The following is a 17,376-nucleotide window of genomic DNA, read 5'->3' as shown; positions in this document are numbered from 1 at the left end:
AACTCACCCTCAGGTTGATGTCGCTTTCGGCTCGTCCCGGCGCCTGTTTTTCATTCGCCGAAAGAGAGATTTCGGCCGGTCAGCTTGGCGGCATCTTGCCGCGCGGCAAAGCTGCGCCTTGTACCTTGCCGGATCAATCAAGCGTCTGGCGGAAGCGCGCCACGGCGATGCCCATGGCGAGCAGCATCAGGCCGAACAGCGCCGCCCCGTCGCGCACCAGATCGGACAGGCCGGAGCCCTTCAGCAGGATGCCGCGCACCATGCGCAGATAATGGGTGAGCGGCAGTCCCTCGCCGATCCACTGCGCCCATTGCGGCATGCCCGAGAAGGGGAACATGAAGCCCGACAGCAGGATGGAGGGCAGGAAGAACATGAACGACATCTGCACCGCCTGGAGCTGGTTCTGCGCCAGGGTGGAGAAGGTGTAGCCGATGGACAGGTTGGCGGTGATGAACAGCAGCGTCGCCGCCGAGAGGACCGCCACGCTGCCCTCCACCGGCACCGCGAACAGGATGATGCCGGCGCCGAGGATCAGCACCGCCTGGAGGATGCCCACCATCACATAGGGCACGATCTTGCCCAGCATGATCTCCACCGGGTGGATCGGCATGGCGAGCAGGCTCTCCATGGTGCCGCGCTCGATCTCGCGCGTCACGGAGAGCGCGGTGAAGATCAGCATGGTCATGGTGAGGATGGTGCCGAGCAGGCCCGGAACGATGTTGAGCTGACTGGTGCCGGCGGGATTGTAGCGCCGGTGCTGGACGATCTCGAACGCATCCTGGCTGGTGGCCTCGCGCCCCTGCGCCTCCTCGGCGATGGCGCCGACGAAGCGCTCGCGCACCAGCGCGGAAGCGACCACGCCGGAGAGCGCGGCGAGCGCGTTGCCTGTGCCGACCGGGTCGGTGGCGTCCGCCGCCACCAGGATCTGAGGGCGGTCGCCCCGCCTGAGGCTGCGCTCGAAGCCGGCCGGGATCTCGACGAAGAACAGCACCTCCCCCGCGCGCACCAGGTGCTCCGCCTCCTCCACGCTCTGCGCCTCGCGCACGAAGGAGAAGAAGGCGGTGTTGCGCAGCGCGGCGAGGATGGCGCGGGAGACGTCGGAATTCTCGTGCGAGAACACGGCGGTCGGCAGGTGGCGCGGCGTGGTGTTGATGGCGTAGCCGAACAGCACCAGCTGCAGCAGCGGGATCATGATCATGGTGGCGAAGGTCACGCGGTCCCGCGTGAGCTGGATGTATTCCTTCACGATCATCGCCGTGACACGGCCGAGGAAACCGGCGACGCCGGTGCGCGCCGTCATCGCCGCGCGTCCTTGCCGCGCATGAGGTCGATGAACACGTCCTCCAGGGTCGGCTCGTCCTTGCGCCAGACGAGGTGCGGCTCGCCACGGAACGGGGCGATGGCGGCCTCCAGCGCCGCGGCGTCGCGGCCGGAGATGTGCAGCGAGGTGCCGAACGGCGCCACCATGTCGACGCCCAGCGCCGCGGAGAGCTTCTGGGAGAGGTCGGTGATGCGCTGGCTCGCCTCGCGCGGCCCCTCGCCCTTCACGTCCACGGTGTAGGTGTGAAGCCCGGAGGCGGCGATCACGTTGGCAACCGTGCCCTGGGCCAGAAGCCGGCCGTAGGCGATGTACGCGATCTCGTGGCAGCGCTCGGCCTCGTCCATGTAGTGGGTGGAGACCAGCACCGTCAGCCCCTCGGCGGCCAGTGCGTGGATCTGCGCCCAGAACTCGCGGCGCGCCTGGGGGTCGACGCCGGCGGTGGGCTCGTCGAGCAGCAGCAGGTCGGGCCCCGGCAGGATGCAGGCGCCGAGCGCGAGGCGTTGCTTCCAGCCCCCCGACAGTTCGCCCGCGAGCTGGCGCCCGCGTCCCTTGAGGCCGAGCCGCTCCAGCGCCGCCTGCGCCGCCGCCTCGGGCTTCGGCACGCCGTAGAGGCGGGCGACGAACTCCAGGTTCTCCTTCACGGACAGGTCCTGGTAGAGCGAGAAGCGCTGCGTCATGTAGCCCACATGGGCGCGGATCTCCCGGCCCTGGGTCAGGATGTCCATGCCGAGGCAGGTGCCGCGGCCGGCGTCGGGCGTGAGCAGCCCGCACAGCATGCGGATGGTCGTGGTCTTGCCCGAGCCGTTGGGGCCGAGGAAGCCGTAGATCTGGCCGCGCCTCACCGTCATGGTGAGGTCGTCCACCACGAGGTTCGCGCCGAACCGCTTGCTGAGCCCTTCCACCGCGATGGCGACGTCGGCGGCAGATCGCTCGCCAGTCCCGGCCGGCGCGGCGGCGCGCTCGCTCACGGCTTCGGCCCCAGGGTCACGCTCACCGGCTGGCCGGGCCGGGCGGCGGCGGGATCGGCGGGCCGCGCCTCGACCAGATAGACCAGCTTCGCGCGCTCCTCGCGGCTGTAGATGATCGGCGGCGTGTACTCCGCCGCGTCGGCGATGAACGACACCCTGGCCTTGAGCGGCGGGCAGCCGTCGCAGGTGGCGTCGATCTCCTGGCCCACCGCCACCTTGGGCAGCGCCGCCTCGGGCACGAAGAAGCGCACCTTCACCAGCCCCGGCGGCAGCACCGAGACCACCGGGCGGCCCTCCGGCACCAGTTCGCCGACGCGGTAATAGACGGTCTGCACCGCCCCGTCGGCCGGGGCCTTCAAAGCGCGCCGGGCAAGGCGGATGCGCGCCACCTCCAGCTGCGCCTTGGCGGCGTCGGCCGCCTGCTGGGCCGCCTCGATCTCGTGTTCGCGCGCGGCGATGCCGGCGGCGGAGATGCGCCGGCGGGCCTCGTCGAGGGCGGCCTGCTTTTCGTCGTAGTCATGCTGGGCGGCGTCGAGATTGGCCTGCGAGGAGGCGCCCTTGGGCACCAGCTGCTTCTGCCGGGCAAGCTCGATGCGCGAGAGGTCCAGTGCTGACGTGGCGCGGGTCTCGGAGGCCTCCAGGATGGCGATCTCCTCGGGCCGCTGGAGCGGCGAGCGGGCGTTCTCGAGTTGCGCCTGCGCCTGCTTCAGCTGCGCCTCGGCGGCCCGCACCTCGGCCTGCTGGAGGTCGTCCTCCACCCGGGCCAGAACGTCCCCGGCCTTGACCTTGTCGCCCTCCCGGACGGCGAGGCCGGTGAGGCGGCCGGCCTCCTCGGGGCCGATGAAGAGCAGGTCGCCCTCCACATAGCCGGAAAAAACCTGAGCGCCGTTCTGTCCGCAGGCGGCGAGGGCGAGCGGCATGATGGCAAGCAGGCCGGCGAACGATGCGCGGCGCAGGCGGTGAATCGGGCACATAAGCGGCCTCGGACGGAACATCCAGCCGGGACCGGCGCGGCCGGTCCCGGTGAGGACCGCAGCAGAGCGCATCGTGCGGGAAGAGTCACGCCGGCGGCGCATCGGCCAATGCGGCGCGGGGCCGCGGAGCGCCGGTCCGAGACGGAGGCGTGCCTCCGTCTCCCCGATCGGCAGCCGGTCAGGGCTGCTGCTTGCCGCTGCGGTAGTAGCTGACGATGGCGATGATCTCGCCGACGATGCCGCGGCGGAACAGCGACACGGCGGCGACGAAGATGACGCCCTGGATCACCAGAACCCATTCGCCGAGGCCGGCGAGGTAGTTCTGCATGGTGACGATGATGGCGGCGCCGACGATGGGGCCGAGGATGGTGCCCATGCCGCCCACCAGCGTCATCAGCACCACCTCGCCGGACATCTGCCAGGCAACGTCGGTGAGCGAGGCGAGCTGGAACACAAGCACCTTGGTGGAGCCGGCAAGCCCGGTCAGCGCGGCCGAGAGCACGAAGGCGAGCAGCTTGTACTGGTTTGCCCGGTAGCCGAGCGAGATGGCGCGCGGCTCGTTCTCGCGGATCGCCTTCAGCACGTGCCCGAACGGCGAATGGATGGTGCGGTAGATGACGAGGAAGCCGAACACGAAGATCGCCAGCACCACGTAATAGAGGTTGATGTCCTTGCTGATGTCGATCAGCCCGAACAGCGGCCGGCGCGGCACGCCCTGCAGGCCGTCCTCGCCGCCGGTGAACGGCGCCTGGAGGCAGAAGAAGAAGAACATCTGCGCCAGCGCCAGCGTCACCATGGCGAAATAGATGCCCTGGCGGCGGATGGCGAGCAGGCCCGCCAGCAGCCCGAGGAAGGCGGCGAAGGCAACGCCGGCAAGGATGCCGATCTCGGGCGAGAAGCCCAGCACCTTGATGGTGTGGGCGCAGATATAGGCCGCGCCGCCGAAGAACATGGCGTGGCCGAAGGACAGGAGCCCGGTATAGCCGAGCAGCAGGTTGAAGGCGCACGCGAACAGCGCGAAGCACATCACCTTCATCAGGAACACGGGATAGACGCCGAACGGCGCCACCAGCATCACGGCGACGGCGGCGATGCCGAACAAAGCGAGCATGCCGGTGCGGGGCGTCCGGACGGTGGCGGCGGGCGGCGCGGCGGTGGTCGGGGAAGTGCTCATGTGCGCGCCCTCACTTGGCCGTGCCGAACAGGCCGGCGGGCTTCACCATGAGCACGATGGCCATGATGACGAAGATCACTGTGGACGAGGCCTCGGGATAGAACACCTTGGTGAGGCCCTCGATGACGCCGAGGCCGAAGCCGGTGACGATGGCGCCCATGATGGAGCCCATGCCGCCGATCACCACCACCGCGAACACGATGATGATGAGATTGGAGCCCATGGTGGGGCTCACCTGGTAGGCGGGCGCGGCGAGCACGCCGGCAAGCGCGGCGAGGCCGACGCCGAAGCCGTAGGTGAGCGTGATCATGCGCGGAACGTCGATGCCGAAGGCCTGCACCAGGTCCGGCCGCTCCGTGGCGGCGCGCAGGTAGGAGCCGAGCTTGGTGCGCTCGATCACGTACCAGGTCGCGAGGCAGACGACGAGGGAGGCCACCACCACGAAGCCACGATAGTTCGGCAGGAACATGAAGCCGAGATTGGTGCCGCCCGGCAGCGGGTTGTCGTAGGGTAGGCCCGACGAGCCGTACTGCCGCCGGAACAGGCCCTCGATGATGAGCGCGAGGCCGAAGGTGAGCAGCAGGCCGTAGAGATGGTCAAGGTGGTAGAGCCTTCGCAAGAGCGTTCGCTCGATCACCATGCCGATGACCGCCACCACCAGCGGTGAGAGCACCAGCGCCCCCCAGAAGGGAATGCCGAGATAGTTCAGCAGCATCCACGCCCCGAACGCGCCCATCATGTATTGCGCGCCGTGGGTGAAGTTGATGACGTTGAGCAGGCCGAAGATCACCGCGAGCCCGAGGCTCAGCATGGCGTAGAACGCGCCATTGATGAGGCCGAGCAGAAGCTGGCCAAACAGCGCCTGAGGCGGAATGCCGAGGAGTTCGAACATCGCGAGTGTCTCTTCAGGAAAGGCGGGCCGGCCCCGAAAGGCCGGCCCGGGACAAAGGGATCAGCCCTTCTTGACGAGCGGGCAATCGCTCTCGGACAGCGGGCGGAACGCCTCGTTGGCCGGGATGGTCGCCTTCAGGGTGTAGTAGTCCCACGGGCCCTTGGATTCGGCCGGGGTCTTCACCTGGTAGAGGTACATGGGGTGGATGTGGCGGCCGTCGGCGCGCACCTCACCCTTGCCGAACAGCGGGTCGTCGGTGGGGATCTTCTTCATCTCCGCCACCACCGCGGCGCCGTCCTTGGCGGACTTCAGCGCCTCGACCGCCTTCAGATAGTGCAGCACACCGGAATAGACGCCCGCCTGCACCATGGTCGGCCGCTTGCCGCCATTGGCCTTGGCGAACTCGTCGGCGAACTTGCGGTTGGCGTCGGTCTGGTCCCAGTACCAGGCGGCGGTCAGGTTCAGGCCCTGCGCCGTCTTGAGACCGAGCGAGTGCACGTCGGTGAGGAAGATCAGCAGTCCGGCGAGGTTCTGGCCGCCCGCGACGATGCCGTACTCGGCCGCCTGCTTGATGGAGTTGATGGTGTCGCCGCCGGCATTGGCGAGGCCGATGATCTTCGCCTTCGAGGATTGCGCCTGCAGCAGGAAGGACGAGAAGTCGGCATTGTTGAGCGGCACGCGGACTTTGCCGAGCACCTTGCCGCCATTGGCGACCACCACCGCTTCGGTGTCGCGCTCCAGAGCGTGGCCGAAGGCATAGTCGGCGGTGAGGAAGAACCAGGTATTGCCGCCGGTCTTCACGATCGCCTTGCCGGTGCCGTTGGCGAGCGCCCAGGTGTCGTAGGTCCAGTGCACCGTGTTCGGGGTGCAGGCCTTGCCGGTGAGGTCGGAAGTGGCCGCGCCGGAATTGATGAAGACCTTGTTCTTCTCCTTGGTGACGCCGGAGACCGCGAGCGCGACACCCGAGTTCGGGGTGTCGACGATCGCGTCGACGCCGTCCACGTCATACCACTGGCGGGCCACCGAGGTGCCCACGTCCGCCTTGTTCTGGTGGTCCGCGAAGATCACGTCCACCTTCAGGCCCTTGGCCGCCGCGCCGAAGTCCTCGATCGCCTTCTTGGCGGCCCAGACCGAGCCCTGTCCGCCGAGGTCGGCATAGAGGCTCGACTGGTCGTTGAGCACGCCGATCTTCACCGGGATGGGATCGGCGGCATAGGCCGCGCCGGCACCGGCAAGGCAGCTGGCTGCCAGGAAAATGGCTGCAAGACGCATCTGTTCTCCTCCCGCCGGCCGAAGCCGGCATGATTGTGCAAGGAAGCCCGGCTCAGACGCCGAGGAAAGCTTCAAGACGCGCCGCGTTTTCCGCGATCTTGTCGTTTTCCACCATGTCCACCACCCGGCCGTGCTCCACCACATAGTGGCGGTCGGCGACGGTCGAGGCGAAATGGAAGTTCTGCTCGACGAGCAGCACGGTGAAACCCTTCTTCTTCAGGGTTCGGATGATCTCGCCGATGTGCTGCACGATCACGGGCGCGAGCCCCTCGGTCGGCTCGTCGAGCAGCAGCAGCTTGGCGCCGGTGCGCAGGATGCGCGCGATCGCCAGCATCTGCTGCTCGCCGCCGGAAAGCTTGGTGCCCTGGCTGTTGCGCCGCTCCTCGAGCCGCGGGAACAGCTCGTGGATCTCGTCGACGCTCAGCCCGCCGGGCAGCACCACCGGCGGCAGCAGCAGGTTCTCGCGCACCGAGAGCGAGGAGAAGATGCCGCGCTCCTCGGGGCAGATCGCGATGCCGAGACGGGCGATCTTGTTCGGCGGCAGCCCGACCGTCTCCGCGCCCTCGTAGCGGATGGAGCCGGTGCGCTTGCGCAGCAGGCCCATGATGGCCCGCATGGTGGTGGTCTTGCCGGCGCCGTTGCGGCCGAGCAGCGTCACCACCTCGCCGGGATGGACCTCGAAGGTCATGCCGTGCAGCACATGGCTCTCACCATAGTGGCCGTGCAGGTCCTTCACGTCGAGCAAAGGCGATCCGTTCACGGCCATCTCAATGCGCTCCACCGGTGCCCATATAGGCCTCGATCACCTGCGGGTTCTTGGACACCTCGGCATAGGGACCCTCGGTGAGGATCTCGCCGCGGGCGAGCACCGTGATCGTGTCGGACAGGTCCGCCACGACCGAAAGGTTGTGCTCCACCATCAGGATGGTGCGGTTCTTGGAGACGCGCCGGATGAGGTCGGCGGTGCGGGCGATGTCCTCGCGGCCCATGCCCGAGGTCGGCTCGTCGAGCAGCAGCATCTCCGGGTCGAGCGCCAGCGTGGTGGCGATCTCCAAGGCGCGCTTGCGGCCGTAGGGCAGCTCCACCGCCAGGTGGTCCGCATAGGTGGTCAGGTCCACATCGGCCAAAAGCGCCATGGCGCGCTCGTTCAGGCTGTCGAGCGAGGACTCCGACTTCCAGAAATGGAACGAATTGCCCATCGGCCGCTGCAGCGCGATGCGCACATTGTCGACAACGGTGAGGTGGGGGAAGGTTGCCGAGATCTGGAACGAGCGAACCATGCCGAGCCGCGCCACGTCCGCTGGCGGCGTGCGCGTGATGTCGCGCCCGTTCAGGCGGATGGTTCCGCGTGTCGGCTCAAGGAACTTGGTGATGAGGTTGAAGCACGTTGTCTTGCCGGCACCATTGGGCCCGATGAGGGCGTGGATGGTGTTGCGGCGAATCCGCAGGTCGACGTTCTTGACCGCCGCAAACCCCTTGAATTCTTTGGTGAGACCCGTTGCTTCAACGATGTAGGGCACGTCTGAGACAGTGTCCATGATCGCGGTATGCCCTCGCTGTTCGGCCGGCGGCTCTCGGGCCCGCCGACACTCGTCCCTGGAACGGCGCCTTGAGCGGCACGCTTCTCTTTGCAGCGCACCGTAGCACGGCGCGCCGTGGCGCCGTCAATAGGCGGTCCAGCGGCATGAAGCAATTCGGAAAACGATGCTGCCTTCGTCTAACGGCTTGGCCACGCGGTTGTGAAATATCACGGCTGCCTTATGATTTTCCGCTTCGGGACAAAGGTAAAGTCGCGGCACTGTCCTTGCGGTGCGCGCGAGCCGGCCGGTGCGGTCTCCCGTCCCGGCCGGGCTTAGGGTCAGCCCGCCGGCGTGCGCGCCTGGGCGTGGTAGGCCTCGTTAGGCCGCATGTCGGTGGCGGAGGCGATCCGGTTCGACATGTTGAAGAACGCCGTTACCGCGGCGATGTCCCAGATGTCCCGCTCGGAAAATCCGAGACGCCGCAGGCCGTCGCGGTCCGCCTCCTCCACCTCGTGCGGGCGCTCTGTGAGCTTGACCGCGAAGTCGAGCATGGCCCGCTGGCGGCCGTCGAGCCGCGCGGCGCGATAGTTCATCACCATCTGCTCGCCGAGCACCGGATCGCCCGAGAGCTGGCGCACCGCCGCGCCGTGGGCCGTGAGGCAGTAATAGCAGCGGTTCACGCTGGAGACCGCCACCGCGATCATCTCCCGCTCCAGCTTCGTCAGGCCCGATGGCGCCAGCATGAGGTCGTTATACATGGCGGAAAAGGCGGAAAGCTTCGCCATGTCGAACGCATAGGCGGCAAGCACGTTCGGAACGAAGCCGATCTTCTCCATGCACTTGTCGAAATAGGCCTTCGTCGGCGCGTCCAGCTCCGCCGGGGCGAGCCCGAGCGCGATCGCCGGCAGGTCGTCGCGGCCGCGGGCGGCGGCGGCCTTGGGCGCCGGGCGCGCGGCGGGCTTGGCGGCAGCCTTGCCGGAGGCCTTGGCGGCGACCGCGCGGGAGGCCTTCGCCGGCTTGGCGACGGGCGCCTTCTTTTCGGGCGTGCGCGTTTTTTCAGCGCTGCTCTGGTTTTCCTGGCCCTTGCGACCGGAAGCACGCATTTTCGTTGCCATAAGCCTTGCCTCGTCATCTTCGCGTCGCGGTGGCGCACCACATGCTGACTGCCTTCGGGGCGCCCGAAGGGTGGTCGACCGCGCACCCACTTTCAAGGGTGTCGGCAGCCTTGGGGGAATGGCCATGAACGTCCGTGAATTTCAAGCCGCCGGTGCGGATGTCGACTTCGCGGCGCGCGCCGACCGGGTGCGCGAACTCCTCGGCGGCGCCGAGCCGCCGGTCCCGGACGCCTTTGTGGAGCTGTTCCTCGCCGCGCCCGCGCCCGAGGACATCGCCCGCCTGCCCGCCTCTGCCCTCGCCGCGCTGGTGCGGGAGGCTTGGGCACACGTGATGGAGCGGGTCGCCGCGCCCGGCGGCAGCGACGTGCGGGTGTTCAATCCCGAGGCGATGGGCGGCGCCGTCACGGTGATCGAGACCGTGAACGACGACATGGCCTTCCTGTTCGATTCGCTCGCCGGGGAACTGGCCGACCGCGGCATTGAGCTGAAACTGGTGGCCCACCCGATCCTGCATCTCGACCGCACCAAGGACGGCGGCGTTACGCTCCTTCCGGCAAAGGGCCGCAAGGACGAGGAGGCGCGCCACGAAAGCCTGATCCACCTGCACGTGGCCGCGCTCGGCACTGCGGCGCGTGCGGAGCTCAAGGGTGCTCTGGAGCAGACGCTGGCGGACGTGCGCGCCATCAACGAGGACTTCCACGCGATGCGCAAGCAGGTGCGCACGCTGGGCAAGAGCCTGAGGAAAGAGAAGCACAGCTACGACGAGGACGCCCGCGAGGAGGCGGCCGACCTCGTCGACTGGCTGACCGAGGACAATTTCATCTTCCTCGGCGTGCGGCGCTACGACCTTGCCGCCGATGGCGGTCTCGTCGCGGTCGCAGACAGCGGGCTCGGCGTGCTGCGCGACCCCTCGGTCCACGAATTGCGGCTCGGCGCCGACCCGGTGGTGACGACGCCGGAGGTGTGCGCCTTCCTCGAAGGTCCCCAGCCGCTGCTGTTCACCAAGGCGAGCCTGCGCTCGCGCGTCCACCGCCGGGCGTTCATGGATTATGTGGGCATCAAGATCCACGACGAGAAGGGCCGGCTGACCGGCGAGCTGCGCGTCATCGGCCTGCTCACCTCAACCGCCTACACCCATTCGGTGCGCGAGATCCCCTATCTGCGCCTGAAGGCCGAGGCGGTGCTCAAGCGGGCCGGGCTCGATCCGCAGAGCCATTCGGGCAAGGCCCTCTCGACGGCGCTGGAGACCTACCCGCGCGACGACCTGTTCCAGATCGACGCCGATACGCTCCTGGCCTATGCCAGCGAAATCCTGTCTCTCTACGACCGGCCGCGCGTGCGCGTGCTGCCGCGGCTCGACCCTTTCGACCGCTTCGTGTCGGTGCTCGTCTATCTGCCGCGCGACCGCTACGATTCCACGGTGCGCGAGGCGGTCGGCGCCCTGCTCGCCTCGTCCTATGACGGTCACGTCTCCACCTTCACCCCGGTGTTCCTGCCGGACGTTCCGCTGACGCGCGTGCACTTCATCATCGGCCGCCGGGGCGGGCGCATTCCGCCCGCCGACCGCGCCGGCCTGGAGGCGAAGGTCGCGGGCCTCGTGATGTCGTGGAGCGAGAAGCTTGGCGCGGCCATCGCCGCGCGCCACGCGCCGGAGGCGGCCGAGGCGCTCACCGCCCGCTATGGCGGCGCCTTCGGTGCCGGCTACGTCGCCGCCTACGACATCGACACAGCGCTCTCCCACATCGACCTCCTGGAGCGGATGTCGGACGAGCGGCCGATCGCCATCGACTTCTATCGCCGCCCGGAGGACGGGGAGGGGCGCATCTCCCTGCGCCTGCTTTCGTTCGGCCAGCCGCTGCCGCTCTCCACCCGCGTGCCGATGCTGGAGAATATGGGCCTCAAGGCGATCAACGAGCGCACCTACCGCATCGAGCCCGCGGGCGAGGGCGCGACGCGCTCCTGGCTGCACGACATGTCGCTGGAGCGCGCCGACGGCGGCGCCATCTCCATGGCCGCCTCGCCCGCCCGGCTGGAGGACTGCCTGAACGCGGTGCTGCGCGGCGCCGCCGAGAATGACGGCTACAACACGCTCGTGCTCGACGCCGAGCTGAGCTGGCGCGAGGCGGCGCTGGTGCGCGCGCTCGGCCGCTATCTGCGTCAGGCCGGCATCCCCTTCTCGCAGGACTATCTGTGGACCGCGCTCGCCGCCCACGAGACGCTCGCCCGGCAGATCGTGGCGCTGTTCCACGCCCGCTTCGATCCCGCGCTCGACCCCGCTCCCGAGGCGCGCGAGGCCCGCGAGGCGCCGCTGCGCGCGGCCATCGACGCCGAGCTGGCCAAGGTCTCCAGCCTCGATGACGACCGGATCCTGCGCCGCTTCGTGAACCTCGTCGGCGCGGCGATCCGCACCACCTACTACCAGCGCGACGCCGAGGGCCGCGAGCGGGAGGCGATCGCCATCAAGTTCCGCAGCGCCGACGTGGAAGGGCTGCCTCTGCCGCGCCCGCTCTACGAGGTGTTCGTCTATGCGCCCCGCGTCGAGGGCGTGCACCTGCGCTTCGGGCCGGTGGCGCGCGGCGGCCTCAGGTGGTCCGACCGGCCGCAGGATTTCCGCACCGAGGTGCTCGGCCTCGTCAAGGCGCAGCAGGTGAAGAACGCCGTCATCGTGCCGGTGGGCGCCAAGGGCGGCTTCGTGCCGAAGCGCCTGCCCTCCGGCCCGCGCGAGGCGGTGATGGCCGAGGGCACGGCGGCCTACGAGGTGTTCGTCTCCGCTCTGCTCGACATCACCGACAATCTGAAGGGCGGCGCGGTGGTGCACCCCGCCGACACCGTGCGGCTCGACGGCGACGATCCCTATCTGGTGGTCGCCGCCGACAAGGGCACCGCCACCTTCTCCGACACGGCCAACGCCATCTCGGCGCGCCACGGCTTCTGGCTCGACGACGCCTTCGCCTCGGGCGGCTCCGTGGGCTACGACCACAAGGCCATGGGCATCACCGCCCGCGGCGCCTGGGAGGCGGTGAAGCGGCATTTCCGCGAGCTGGACATCGACATCCAGACCACCCCGGTCACCGTGGCGGGCGTGGGCGACATGTCGGGCGACGTGTTCGGCAACGGCATGCTCTTGTCCTCCGCCATCAAGCTGGTGGCGGCGTTCGACCACCGCCACGTCTTCCTCGACCCCGACCCGCAGGACCCGGCCCGCTGCCACGCCGAGCGCCAGCGCCTGTTCAACCTGCCGCGCTCCTCCTGGGCCGACTATGACGCGAGCCTGATCTCGCCCGGTGGTGGCGTGTTCGCGCGCTCGGCCAAGAGCATCCCGCTTTCCGCCGAGGTGCGGGCGCTGCTGCGCGTGGAGAAGGCGGAGATGGCGCCGGCCGAACTCATCAACGCCATCCTCAAGGCGAAGGTGGACCTGCTGTTCTTCGGCGGCATCGGGACCTATGTGCGCGCCTCCACCGAGACCGACGCCCAGGCCGGCGACCGGGCCAACGACCCGGTGCGCATCGCCGCCGGCGAGCTCGGCGCGCGCGTCATCGGCGAGGGCGCAAACCTCGGCATGACCCAGCGCGCCCGCATCGAGGCGGCGCGGCGCGGGGTGCGGCTCAACACCGACGCCATCGACAATTCCGCCGGCGTGAACACCTCCGACGTGGAGGTGAACATCAAGATCGCGCTCGCTCTGCCGCTGGAGCAGGGCGTCCTCACCCGGCCCGACCGCGCCGCGCTGCTCAAGCAGATGACCGACGATGTCGCCGCCCTCGTGCTGGTCAACAACTACCGCCAGACGCTGGCGCTCTCTCTCGCCGAGCGGCGCGGCGTGAGCGAGCTCGCCTTCGACCAGCGCCTGATGCAGATGCTGGAGCTGCGCGGCGAACTCGACCGGGCAGTGGAGTTCCTGCCCACCGACATGGAGCTTTCCGACCGCCGCTCGCGCGGGGAGAGCCTCACCCGGCCGGAGCTGGCGGTGCTGCTCGCTTATGCCAAGCTCACGCTGCACGAGGACCTGCTCGCCTGTCCGGCGCTGGACGACCCCTATTTCGTCCGCGAGCTTTCGGCCTATTTCCCGGACGCGGTCGAGGGCAGTTTCCCCGACGCGGTGGCGCACCATCGCCTCAAGCGCGACATCATCGCCACCCGGCTCGCCAATGGCCTGATCAACGAAGGCGGCCCGACCGCGTTCGCCCGCATCGCCGACCAGACCGGCGCCGATGCCGGCGCGGTGGCGCGCGCCTATGTGACGGTGCGCGACGTCTACCGACTGCCGGAGCTGACGGCGGCCATCGACGCTCTGGACAACAAGGTGGAGGGTGCGGTCCAGCTCGACCTCTACACCAGTGTGCAGGACCTGTTGGTCGGCCGCATCGTCTGGTTCCTGCGCAACGCCTCGTTCGCCGACGGTGCCGAGGCGGTGGTGGCGCAGTATGCGGACGGCATCGCCGCGGTGGTGGACACCATCGAGGAGAGCCTGCCCGAAGCCTGGCGGGAACGCCGCGCCGCGCGCTCCGGCGAGCTGGAGGCGAAGGAGGTTCCCGCCGACCTCGCGCGCCGGCTGGTCCTGATGCCGGCGCTCGCGGCGGCCACGGACATCGCCCTGGTGGCGCAGGCCACGGGCCGCGCGATCACGGATGCCGCCTCCACCTTCTATGCCGCCGGACGCTATTTCGCGGTGGACGATCTCATCACCCAGGCGCGCATCATCGCCACCACCGACTATTACGACCGCCTGGCTCTCGACCGCGCGCTGGGTGAGATCGAGACCTTCCTGCGCCGCGCGACGGTGGAGATGCTGGCCACCGGCGGCGCCGGGGAGCAGGCGGTGGAAGCCTATGTCGCGGCGCGCCGCACCGAGGTGGAGCGCATGCGGGCGACGGTGAAGGACATCGCCGCGACCGGCCTCAGCCTTTCCAAGCTGACGCTCGCGGCGAGCCTGTTGTCGGACCTCGCGCGGGGGTGACGGGGACCGACTGACGGGCGCCGGTCAGGCCCGTGCCGGGGCGCCGCGCCAGAACAAGGCGGCCGCCGGCGCGGCCACAGCGGCCGCAAACGGGAGGGCGGCCTGCGCGGTGCCGAGCGCCCACAGGGTCGCGGCGCTGAACAGGCACCACAGAACCGGGACCGGCCACAGCCCGGCCCCGCCGCCGGCGATGAGCAGGATGCCCAGCGTGCCGATGGCGGTGGGGTCGGGCGCCAGCGCGAACACCTCCGCCTCCGACAGGGGGCGGCCCGCAAGGGGCGCGAGCAGCGGATAGGCGGCGGCGAGCGCCACCAGGACCGCGCCCGCGGCCTGCCGCGGCACAGGTGGGCGCTGTTGTGCCGGACCTCGCGCGGCCGCAAGGGCCAGCAGCACGGCCTGAAGCGCGAACAGCGGCGCGGCATAGAACACCGCCCAGTTGACGACCCCGTAGAGGTTCCACAGGAACGCCCAGCCCACGAACGCCCACAGCGCCGCGAGCATCGCCAGCGCGACGCGCGCGCCCCGTGCCCGCAGGCACAGCAGTCCGGCCGCCAGTGCCAGCGCCGGCCCGACGAGCGGCAGCGGCCACAGCGCCCCGTTGGTCAGCGCGAACATGCGCCAGTAGACGCGCGGCGAGAACATCAGGAAGTCCTCGGGACTGTAGGTCCACCACTCGCCCATCACAGCGCCTTCACGTCCGCGGAGATGCGCTCCCGCAGCGCCCGGCCGGGCAGCGGGCCGGAGGCGGCGGCGAGGTTCTCCCGCACATGGTCCACGCGGCTCGTGGCGGGGATGGCCACCGTCACCGCCGGGTGGGCGAGGATGAACTTGAGCAGCGCCTGCGCCCAGGTGGTCGCACCGATGTCCCCCGCCCATCCCGGCAGCGGCGCGCGGGCGAGCGCGCGGGTCAGCGCGCCCTGGCGGAACGGCCGGTTGACGAGCACGGCGATGCCCCGGTCGGCGGCGAGCGGCAGCAGGCGCGCCTCCGCCTCGCGGTCGAGCACGTTGTAGCTCAGCTGCACGAAGTCGAGCCGCTGCTCGCGCATGATGCGCTCCAGCTCGGCGTGGCGCCGGCCCTCCGATGTGGTGATGCCCACATAGCGCACCTGCCCCGCCGCCTTCATGGCCTGCAGCCGCGGCAGCTGCGTCTGCCAGTCCAGGAGATTGTGCACCTGGAGCAGGTCGAAGCGGGGGACACCCCAGAGCTGGCGCGAGCGCTCGATCTGCGCCGCGCCGGCGCTCGCGCCGCTGGTCCAGACCTTCTCAGCGGAGAACAGGCGCTGCGGCTTCAGCCGCGCGAGGCCATGGCCGATCACCGGCTGCGACGAGCCGTACATGGGCGAGGAATCGATGAGCGTCCCGCCGGCGGCGAAGAAGGCCGACATGACGTCGGTACACTCGGCGCGCAGGACGGGATCATTGCCGACATTGAAGGTGATCCAGGTCCCGAGCCCCACCGCAGGCACAGCCTCGCCGCTCGACGGGATCACCCGCGTCAGGAGGGCGGACGGCTGGGCGGCGGACGGCATCGGCAGGGCGGCCAGCGCCGCGCCGGGGGCGAGTTCCAGAAAGCGGCGGCGGGTCAATGGCATGGCGGCGGCGGTGTCCTTTCGCGCATGCGAAAGTAACCGCCCCCGCTGCCGGAAGGTCAGCCCCGCGCCTTCACGCTTTGGTGTGCGCGCGGGGCCGGAGCCTCAGAGCCCCTCGAACAGGGCCGTCGAGAGGTAGCGCTCGGCGAAGGACGGGACGATGGCGACGATGGTCTTTCCGGCCATGTCGTCCCGCACCGCCACCTCGAGCGCGGCCGCGACGGCCGCGCCCGCGGAGATGCCGCCGGGAATGCCCTCGTAGCGCGCCAGCGCGCGGGCGGTGTCGAAGGCGGTCTGGTTGCCGACCGTCACCACCTCGTCGATCACAGCGCGGTCGAGGACCTCCGGCACGAAGCCGGCGCCGATGCCCTGGATCTTGTGCGGACCGGGCTGGCCGCCGGACAGGACCGGGCTGTCCTCCGGCTCCACCGCGATCATGCGCAGCGAGGGCTTGCGCGGCTTCAGCACCTGGCCGATGCCGGTGATGGTGCCCCCGGTGCCGACGCCGGCCACCACCGCGTCCACCTTGCCGTCGGTGTCGTTCCAGATCTCCTCCGCCGTGGTGCGGCGGTGGACGTCCGGGTTCGCCTTGTTCTTGAACTGCTGCGGCATCGCCGCCTTGGGCAGCTCGCGCAGCAATTGCTCGGCGCGCGAGACCGCGCCCTTCATGCCGAGGCTCGCCGGGGTGAGCACCAGTTCGGCGCCGAGCAGCGCCAGCATCTTGCGGCGCTCCACCGACATGCTTTCCGGCATGACCAGGATGAGGCGGTAGCCGCGCGAGGCGGCGACGAAGGCGAGCGCGATGCCGGTATTGCCGGAGGTCGGCTCCACCAGCACCGTATCCTGGTCGATCGCCCCGGCCGCCTCCATGGCGTCGATCATGGCGACGCCGATGCGGTCCTTCACCGAGGCGATGGGGTTGAAGAATTCGAGCTTGGCGAGGATGTCGGCCTTGGCGCCGCGCAGCTGCGGCAGGCGCTTCAGGCGCACCAAAGGCGTGTTGCCGACGGTCTCGGTGATGGAGTCGTAGACCCGGCCGCGCCCGGGACGCGGCCCGGTGTTCGGGACGACTTTCACGGCAGCATCAGCCATGGGGTTTCTCCTGTGTGTTCTTGTGGTTCGGTGCAGCGTGACGCGGCGTCCGTCCTTCAGATGGCGAAGTCGATGCGATCGTTCTCGGAGCCGTGTCCGTTGCGGTCGGCGGCGCGGCAGAGGTCTTCCAGCGTCACGCCGTCGAGCGCGGCGTCGAAGGTCTCCTCGGCGGCAGCCACCGCGGGCTGCACCACCTCGGTCACGAGGGGCGGCAGGACGATCTCCCGCTCCTCCTCGGCGCCTTCCGCGACCCGCACGATTTCGGCGACGGAGACACGGCGGCGCTCGCGGGCCAGCTCATAGCCCCCGCGCGGGCCGCGCACGCCCTTCAGGACCCCGGCATGGACCAGCGCCTGAAGCACAGGCTCCAGACGGCGCGGCGGCAGACCGTGGCGCGCGGCCAGCGCCTTGGCGGCCACGGGCGTTCCGCGCGCATGGACGGCGACGTCCACCACGGCGGCAATGGCGAGAAGGCTTTTGTCGGATAAACGCGGCATAGCAC

General features: G+C 69.6%; 14 protein-coding genes. 1 reads left to right on the top strand and 13 read right to left on the bottom strand.

Features of this window, described 5'->3' with window-relative positions; genetic code table 11:
* Positions 1–133: 133 nt before the first annotated feature.
* From D9R14_RS01300 to D9R14_RS01260, 9 genes are all read right to left on the bottom strand, one after another.
* Positions 134–1,300 carry an ABC transporter permease gene (locus D9R14_RS01300; RefSeq protein ID WP_121621479.1) on the bottom strand — a complete coding sequence of 389 codons (1,167 nt, stop codon included), beginning with the start codon at positions 1,298–1,300 and terminating at the stop codon, positions 134–136.
* The gene (locus tag D9R14_RS01295; RefSeq protein WP_245420507.1) at positions 1,297–2,229 is read right to left on the bottom strand and encodes an ABC transporter ATP-binding protein; all 933 of its coding nucleotides are present in this window, start codon (positions 2,227–2,229) and stop codon (positions 1,297–1,299) included. The genes D9R14_RS01300 and D9R14_RS01295 overlap by 4 nt, the downstream gene beginning before the upstream one ends.
* Before the next feature lie 56 nt (positions 2,230–2,285).
* Complete coding sequence (locus D9R14_RS01290) at positions 2,286–3,263, bottom strand: HlyD family secretion protein (RefSeq protein WP_121621478.1); 978 nt, start codon at positions 3,261–3,263, stop codon at positions 2,286–2,288.
* A 178-nt stretch (positions 3,264–3,441) separates the two neighbouring features.
* The gene (locus tag D9R14_RS01285) at positions 3,442–4,437 is read right to left on the bottom strand and encodes a branched-chain amino acid ABC transporter permease (protein ID WP_121621477.1); all 996 of its coding nucleotides are present in this window, start codon (positions 4,435–4,437) and stop codon (positions 3,442–3,444) included.
* Positions 4,438–4,447: 10 nt separating this feature from the next.
* Entirely contained in the window at positions 4,448–5,329 is an 882-nt protein-coding gene (locus D9R14_RS01280; RefSeq protein WP_121621476.1) for a branched-chain amino acid ABC transporter permease, read from the bottom strand.
* Positions 5,330–5,389: 60 nt separating this feature from the next.
* Positions 5,390–6,601: an ABC transporter substrate-binding protein gene (locus D9R14_RS01275; RefSeq protein WP_121621475.1), complete on the bottom strand. Its 1,212-nt coding sequence runs from the start codon at positions 6,599–6,601 to the stop codon at positions 5,390–5,392.
* A 52-nt stretch (positions 6,602–6,653) separates the two neighbouring features.
* Positions 6,654–7,367 carry an ABC transporter ATP-binding protein gene (locus D9R14_RS01270; protein WP_121621474.1) on the bottom strand — a complete coding sequence of 238 codons (714 nt, stop codon included), beginning with the start codon at positions 7,365–7,367 and terminating at the stop codon, positions 6,654–6,656.
* Position 7,368: 1 nt separating this feature from the next.
* Positions 7,369–8,139 carry an ABC transporter ATP-binding protein gene (locus D9R14_RS01265; RefSeq protein WP_121621473.1) on the bottom strand — a complete coding sequence of 257 codons (771 nt, stop codon included), beginning with the start codon at positions 8,137–8,139 and terminating at the stop codon, positions 7,369–7,371.
* Between the two features lie 320 nt (positions 8,140–8,459).
* Positions 8,460–9,029: a peroxidase-related enzyme gene (locus D9R14_RS01260; RefSeq protein WP_121621781.1), complete on the bottom strand. Its 570-nt coding sequence runs from the start codon at positions 9,027–9,029 to the stop codon at positions 8,460–8,462.
* Between the two features lie 331 nt (positions 9,030–9,360).
* On the opposite strand from D9R14_RS01260, the gene D9R14_RS01255 reads away from it, so the two are divergent.
* Positions 9,361–14,193 (top strand): NAD-glutamate dehydrogenase, encoded by a 4,833-nt coding sequence (locus D9R14_RS01255; RefSeq protein WP_121621780.1) that lies wholly within the window; start codon positions 9,361–9,363, stop codon positions 14,191–14,193.
* Positions 14,194–14,217: 24 nt separating this feature from the next.
* Here D9R14_RS01255 and D9R14_RS01250 read toward each other — a convergent pair whose 3' ends face one another.
* From D9R14_RS01250 to D9R14_RS01235, 4 genes are all read right to left on the bottom strand, one after another.
* Entirely contained in the window at positions 14,218–14,874 is a 657-nt protein-coding gene (locus D9R14_RS01250) for a DUF6064 family protein (protein ID WP_121621472.1), read from the bottom strand.
* On the bottom strand, positions 14,874–15,785 hold the full coding sequence (locus D9R14_RS01245; RefSeq protein WP_121621471.1) for an aldo/keto reductase: 912 nt from the start codon (positions 15,783–15,785) through the stop codon (positions 14,874–14,876). The genes D9R14_RS01250 and D9R14_RS01245 overlap by 1 nt, the downstream gene beginning before the upstream one ends.
* 102 nt (positions 15,786–15,887) lie before the next feature.
* Positions 15,888–16,874: a cysteine synthase A gene (gene cysK / locus D9R14_RS01240; RefSeq protein ID WP_121621470.1), complete on the bottom strand. Its 987-nt coding sequence runs from the start codon at positions 16,872–16,874 to the stop codon at positions 15,888–15,890.
* Between the two features lie 56 nt (positions 16,875–16,930).
* The gene (locus tag D9R14_RS01235) at positions 16,931–17,371 is read right to left on the bottom strand and encodes an RrF2 family transcriptional regulator (protein WP_121621469.1); all 441 of its coding nucleotides are present in this window, start codon (positions 17,369–17,371) and stop codon (positions 16,931–16,933) included.
* Positions 17,372–17,376 lie beyond the last annotated feature (5 nt).

Origin of the sequence: Xanthobacter tagetidis (assembly GCF_003667445.1) — a bacterium.
GTDB lineage: Bacteria > Pseudomonadota > Alphaproteobacteria > Rhizobiales > Xanthobacteraceae > Xanthobacter > Xanthobacter tagetidis.
Note: the sequence above shows the minus strand (reverse complement) of the source record. Positions and strands in the feature narration are given on the sequence as shown.

Coding starts and splice junctions, on each gene's coding strand:
- D9R14_RS01300 (WP_121621479.1), bottom strand. CDS start 1,300: ATGACGGCGCGCACCGGCGTCGCCGGTTTCCTCGGCCGTGTCACGGCG.
- D9R14_RS01290 (WP_121621478.1), bottom strand. CDS start 3,263: ATGTGCCCGATTCACCGCCTGCGCCGCGCATCGTTCGCCGGCCTGCTT.
- D9R14_RS01285 (WP_121621477.1), bottom strand. CDS start 4,437: ATGAGCACTTCCCCGACCACCGCCGCGCCGCCCGCCGCCACCGTCCGG.
- D9R14_RS01280 (WP_121621476.1), bottom strand. CDS start 5,329: ATGTTCGAACTCCTCGGCATTCCGCCTCAGGCGCTGTTTGGCCAGCTT.
- D9R14_RS01275 (WP_121621475.1), bottom strand. CDS start 6,601: ATGCGTCTTGCAGCCATTTTCCTGGCAGCCAGCTGCCTTGCCGGTGCC.
- D9R14_RS01270 (WP_121621474.1), bottom strand. CDS start 7,367: ATGGCCGTGAACGGATCGCCTTTGCTCGACGTGAAGGACCTGCACGGC.
- D9R14_RS01265 (WP_121621473.1), bottom strand. CDS start 8,139: ATGGACACTGTCTCAGACGTGCCCTACATCGTTGAAGCAACGGGTCTC.
- D9R14_RS01255 (WP_121621780.1), top strand. CDS start 9,361: ATGAACGTCCGTGAATTTCAAGCCGCCGGTGCGGATGTCGACTTCGCG.
- D9R14_RS01250 (WP_121621472.1), bottom strand. CDS start 14,874: ATGGGCGAGTGGTGGACCTACAGTCCCGAGGACTTCCTGATGTTCTCG.
- D9R14_RS01245 (WP_121621471.1), bottom strand. CDS start 15,785: ATGCCATTGACCCGCCGCCGCTTTCTGGAACTCGCCCCCGGCGCGGCG.
- cysK (WP_121621470.1), bottom strand. CDS start 16,874: ATGGCTGATGCTGCCGTGAAAGTCGTCCCGAACACCGGGCCGCGTCCC.
- D9R14_RS01235 (WP_121621469.1), bottom strand. CDS start 17,371: ATGCCGCGTTTATCCGACAAAAGCCTTCTCGCCATTGCCGCCGTGGTG.